The 6,014-nt window shown below is 39.7% G+C and carries 3 protein-coding genes and 1 pseudogene; all 4 read right to left on the bottom strand.

Annotated features, from left to right (window positions below; all coding sequences use genetic code 11):
- Positions 1-298 (bottom strand): annotated as a pseudogene (locus tag JOD28_RS08585) (signal recognition particle-docking protein FtsY); the annotation flags it as partial.
- 1 nt (position 299) lies between these two features.
- Entirely contained in the window at positions 300-3,854 is a 3,555-nt protein-coding gene (gene smc / locus JOD28_RS08580; protein ID WP_204770407.1) for a chromosome segregation protein SMC, read from the bottom strand.
- A 3-nt stretch (positions 3,855-3,857) separates the two neighbouring features.
- Entirely contained in the window at positions 3,858-4,559 is a 702-nt protein-coding gene (rnc, locus tag JOD28_RS08575) for a ribonuclease III (RefSeq protein ID WP_204770406.1), read from the bottom strand.
- 86 nt (positions 4,560-4,645) lie between these two features.
- Positions 4,646-6,010: a phosphoglucosamine mutase gene (glmM, locus tag JOD28_RS08570; RefSeq protein WP_204770405.1), complete on the bottom strand. Its 1,365-nt coding sequence runs from the start codon at positions 6,008-6,010 to the stop codon at positions 4,646-4,648.
- Positions 6,011-6,014 lie beyond the last annotated feature (4 nt).

The following is a 6,014-nucleotide window of genomic DNA, read 5'->3' as shown; positions in this document are numbered from 1 at the left end:
CTGTTTCTGTTTCTGTTTCTGTTTCTGTTTCTGTTTCTGTTTCTGTTTCTGTTTCTGTTTCTGTTTCTGTTTCTGTTTCTGTTTCTGTTTCTGTTAATTGTGTATTGTGCTCAGATATTTTGTCAACAACTTCTTCTGTTTTATCTGAATAAACTGACGGGGATTCTGCTACTTCAGAATCAGTCTCAGACAACACCGTTTCTGACTCGCTCTCATCTGGTCGTGTATTAGTCGTTGTTTCTGGTGTTTCGCTGGTTACGTCTGCTTTCTTTTTTCGAAAAATATCAAATAATCCCATATCACTCCACACTTTCTGTTGCTTTATCCAAATCAATCGCAATCATTTTTGAAACGCCAGCTTCCTGCATTGTCACACCATAAAGCAAGTTAGCTTTTATCATTGTTCCTTTGCGATGTGTAATCACAATGAACTGTGTATCACCAGAAAAATGGTAAAGATACTTAGCAAAACGATCGACGTTTGCCTCATCCAAAGCCGCTTCTGCTTCATCAAGTACCACAAACGGTACTGGTCGTACATGCAGAATAGCAAACAATAAGGTAATCGCAGTTAGCGCCTTTTCTCCACCTGATAAGAGACTCATTTGCTGGAATTTTTTACCCGGTGGCTGTGCCGTAATATCAATACCCGTCGTTAACAAATGTTTGGGATCTGTTAAATAGATTTCTGCTCGACCGCCACCAAACATTTGGGCAAAAACATCAGAAAACCGGGTTGCAACGGCATCAAATGTTGACTTGAATCGTGTTTGCACTTCTTGATCCATTTCATCAATTGTTTGCAATAATGTATCACGTGCCTGATTCAAATCATCACGTTGTTGTGTAAGAAAGTCAAAACGTATTTTAACTTCCTCATATTCTGTAATGGCATCCAGATTAACCGAACCAATTTCAGCCAAACTTTTCTCTAATAAATGCAATTGTGATACAATTTGTTCACGTTCCGACATATCATGTTTTGCTACAATATCTGTTATATCCACAATATCATACTGTGTCAATAATTGTGTTTGTACATTATCCAATTGTGTTTCTAATCGCGCTAGTTGTGCAGCAGTTTGACTTTGTGAACTAACATTAAGACGTAGCGTTTCCTGCTGCACTGCAAATTGACCTTCTAATGCCATGACGCGTTCAGATAGCACCTTAACTTGTTGGGTATGTTCATCAAATTGTGTTTGGGCTGTTTCCAATTTAGTTGTCATGACATTGACTTGCGCATCATTATTGGTTGTATTTTTGGCTGTAGCTAATTGCGTTTTGAATTGTGAAACTGACGCTTGCGCATCATTTAATTGTTTTTGCGCATCATCACGCTGCCCTTTTAATAATTTAAGCTGCTCAAGCAAACTATCAATTTTAGCCTGAACTGTTGCATACCCAGCCTGCACACGCGAACGCTCATCTTGGCTAGTTTGTGCTTGAATTGATATAGCCTGCAATTCTTGCTTGAAGCGTTCTGCATCAAATTCTTGTTCTTGCTGCTTGCGTTGCGATGTTGCAAGTGCTTGATTATTTATTTCTAATTGTTTGTCAAGGTCGTCTAATTGTTGATTTATATCTTGGCTTTCAAACTGTAGCGACTTTACCACGCGTGCTTGTTGCCTAACAGCATCTTGTTTACGTGATAACTCATAATCTACCTGAGCGGAAGCATTCTTTGCCGTCGACAAGGCCGCTTGAGATTTTTGTAGCGCCTCACGCAAATTATCGGTTTGTCCACGTTGAGTTTGTAATGTGTGCTCTAAATTTTTAGCGAATACCGTTAAACTATCCACGCGTTCATTTAACGCGTGGACCTCAGTTTGTCGTCTCAGTATTGTACTTCCTGATTTCTGATTAGCACCACCTGTCATTGAACCACCAGCATTAACCACTTGCCCATCTAAACTGACAACCCGAAAGCGATAGTGACCAGCGCGAGCAATTTGCGTCGCAGCATTAAGATTATCAGCAATCACTGTACTGCCTAGCAAATTAAATTTAATCCCATCCATCTCTGGTGACATTTCTACCAACTCAGCTGCAATACCCACAAATCCATCAAGTGTTCTCAAAGTTTCAACGCCTGTTAAATGCCTTGGCTTGATCGTATCAACTGGCAATATTGTCACGCGTCCTGCCCGCTTTTTCGTCAAATAACTAATTGCTTGCTTAGCTGTTGTTGTTGTGTCAACCACGACCTGTTGAAGTGCGGCGCCTAACACTGTTTCGATTGCTTGTGTGTAGTGATTCGGAACAATCATTAACTCTGCAACAACACCTTTAATTCCCGTTAATTCTTGTCTGATCTGCTTTTGCATCAAAGCACGCACACCTTGGTAAAAGCCAGCATAGTCATCCAATGATGTTAGTGCGTCACGTTGACTACGCGCTTTGTTTAAATCATCTAGAGCGTGGTACCATTTTTTTTCATCAGCTTGGTACTGTTGTGCAGCTTGATCAACCTGTCGCTGCGCATGGTCAACCTCTATTTGTAACGCATCAATATTTCCAGTCTGCCCCTGCTCTAACGTTTCGTCAGGTACATCAGCTTGACTGTTTGTTAATTTTTGTTGGGCAGCTATCAATTTTTGAGTCAAATTTGACATTTGACTCAATAATAACCGTTTTGTCTTCTCGTCATTTTTAATCGTATTATGTAATGCCGCAATCGTTTGCATGGTTTGAATATAAGCATGTCGATTGTCTTCTATTTTTTGCTGTAATGTCTGTTGTAACGCGTCTTGGCTGACCTTATCATACACCGCCATCTCTTGTTGCAACACTTTTTCTTGTGCCTGAAACACCTTCTTATCGTCAGTTAACTGATTAATTGTTGTTTTGATTCGCTCCAAACGCGATAGCCAGTCAGTCACTTGTGCTTCTTTTTGGCGCAAATTTTGTTCTAATGTTTCAATTTGTTGCGCACTTAAATTTTTAGCCCCAATTAAACGTTCACGTGATTGCGTTAACTGTAAAATATCTTGTTGTAATTCGTCACGTTTTAATTGTGTACTAACGCGCTCTTGTCGTTTTTCAGATAACACTTTATTGAGCTTATCGAGACCAACTTTTGTCTGGTTCACGCGCTTATCTTGTAATTCAACCTGAATTGTCGTATTTTTAATCTGAATTTCCAAATCGCGGTACGTTAGGGCTAATCGAGCCTTATCCAACGTATTAAAGCGTTCTTTTTGCGCAATATAATCCGTTGCTTGGGCCGATTGCTCAGCAAGAGGTTGAATACGACCTTTTATTTCATGAATAATATCAGCAACGCGTGCTAAATTATCACTCGTTTGTAATAATTCTTTTTGCGCACGTTCTTTATTTTGTTTATATTTATAAACACCGGCGACCTCTTCAATGATACCGCGCCGGTCTTCTGGTTTAGCATTAAAAATACCTTCCACACGTCCTTGAGAAATGATCGAAAAACTTTCCCTACCAAGGCCTGTGTCCATAAATAGTTCATGGATATCTCTTAAACGGCTATCAACACCGTTAATTTGATAAGCACTTTCACCAGATCGATAGAGTTTTCTTGTAATCCGAATTTCATTAAAATCTGATTTCACATAATGATCCGAATTATCAAAAGTCATTGAAACCTCAGAACGATTCAAAGCACCACGCTTGCTTGTGCCACCAAAAATAATATCTGCCATTTTCGTGCCACGCAGATCTTTAGCACTTTGTTCACCCATAACCCAACGTATGGCTTCAATAATATTTGATTTACCTGAGCCGTTTGGCCCAACGATGCCAGTCATACCGGGCATGAATTCGATAACTGTTTTATCAGCAAAAGACTTAAAGCCACTGATTTCGAGTGATTTAAGTTTCATAACTTACTTTTCTTCCAATAATTTTAGTGCTGCGCGTGCTGCAGCTTTCTCGGCGTCTTTAATAGACTTACCAGTACCACGCGTTAATTCACGATTATCTACCGAAACACTGGCTTCAAATAATTGTTCGTTACCAGCCATTTGTTTCTCACTTTCAGTACGATAGGCAATATCGACAGCACCGTTTTTTTGCAATTTTTCCTGGAGTCGACTTTTAAAATCAATAAAGCGATCAAAGAAATCAGTATCAATGGCAGCAAATAGTGTTTGATCCAAAAAAGTTCGTACAGCCTCAGGGCCTTTATCTAAATATAAAGCACCAATAAATGCTTCCCAAATATCCTCTAATAATGAATCACGATCACGCGCGCCAGACATTTCCTCGCCCTTACCCAAACGAATCCCTTCGTTCAAATGTGCAACACGTGAAAAATGTGCAAACGAACGTGTTTGCACCATTGCAATTCGCATTTCAGTCAATTGGCCTTCATGCCAACTGGGATAGCGTTTGAAAAGATACTCCGCAACGGACACTTGCATGACCGAATCACCTAAAAATTCAAGACGCTGATAATCACGTCCAGGTTCATCTGGATGTTCATTCAAATAGTTACGTTGCGTTAAAGCTTCTCGTAATAATTCTTCATTTTGGAATTGAATATTGAATTCTGATAATAAATGTTGTTTAAAACTGTCTTGTGGCACGATTTTTTCCTTTTAAATCATAGTTTTATACTCTATTATATCAAAAAAAGTGCCTGATTTTTACTAAACTTAGCACTTCTTTCACTTTATTTATCTGCTTGTTCACGCACAACTTCAGCAATCATCTCAACATACTGCGCCACTAACTCTTTTGTCGGTGCCTCAGCCATTACTCTCAAAATTGATTCTGTGCCCGAAGGACGTACAAGCACACGGCCATCACCTGCCATTAATGCCTCAACCTCTGCTATTTTTGCAACAACATCTTGATTATGTTGAATTGCTATTTTATCAGCAACTTTAATGTTCACGAGCTTTTGTGGATAAATTTGAACGGCTTCAGCTAATTCTGATAGTTTCTTACCGGTCTCTTTCATAACATATAACAACTGTAGCGCTGTTAACAAACCATCACCCGTTGTCGCCCAATCACGAAAAATGATATGTCCCGATTGTTCACCACCAAGATTATACCCTGATTTCAACATTTCTTCCATCACATAACGATCACCAACAGCAGTTTTGATGCTGGTCATATCATTTTCTGACAGTGCCTTATAAAAGCCAATATTACTCATGACTGTAGAAACAATCGTGTTGTGCTTTAATCGACCTTGCTCATTCATAAAATTACCGACAATAAACATAATTTTATCGCCGTCAACAATTTCGCCGTTTTCATCAACGGCAATTAATCGATCGCCATCACCATCAAAGGCCAATCCTGCCTGTACCCCATTGTCTTTCACAAATTCAGCCAGTGCTTCAGGATGCGTTGAACCCACCCCATCATTGATATTTAAACCATTTGGTTCCGTTCCCATTGTCACAAATTCAGCATTTAAATCAGCAAATAAACGTGCCAATAAACCACTAGTAGCGCCGTTAGCACCGTCCAATGCAATTTGCATACCATCTAGATCAGTGGGTATTGTCTTTTGTAAGAAACCCATATATTTTAAGGCGCCTTCGGGATAGTTATTAACCGTGCCTAGTCCTTCAGCACTTGGTCGTGGTAGCGTATCTGTTGGTGAATCTAATAATTGCTCAATTTCATATTCAAGCTCATCGGATAACTTCAAGCCATCCTTACCAAAAAACTTAATCCCATTATCTGCTGCCGGGTTATGTGAGGCAGTAATTTGTACACCAGAATCTGCTTCCAAATTTTGTACCAAAAATGCAACGGCTGGCGTTGTGATCACCCCTAAACGTAAAACATCAATACCAACTGATAGAAAGCCAGCAACAATTGCCTGTTGCAACATTTCACCAGATATTCTGGTGTCTCGACCAACAATAACAACTGGTTTTTGACCTTCTTCTGCATGCCGGGTTAATATTGCGCCGCCTGTTCGCCCTAGACGAAACGCTAGTTCAGGCGTTAACGTTTCATTGGCAACACCACGTACACCATCTGTTCCAAAATATTTTAATTTAATGTCTGACATGATT

Source organism: Leuconostoc rapi, assembly GCF_016908715.1.
In the GTDB taxonomy this organism is placed as follows: domain Bacteria; phylum Bacillota; class Bacilli; order Lactobacillales; family Lactobacillaceae; genus Leuconostoc; species Leuconostoc rapi.
The sequence above is the reverse complement of the archived record's forward strand: the minus strand, read 5'-3'. Positions and strand labels throughout refer to the sequence as shown.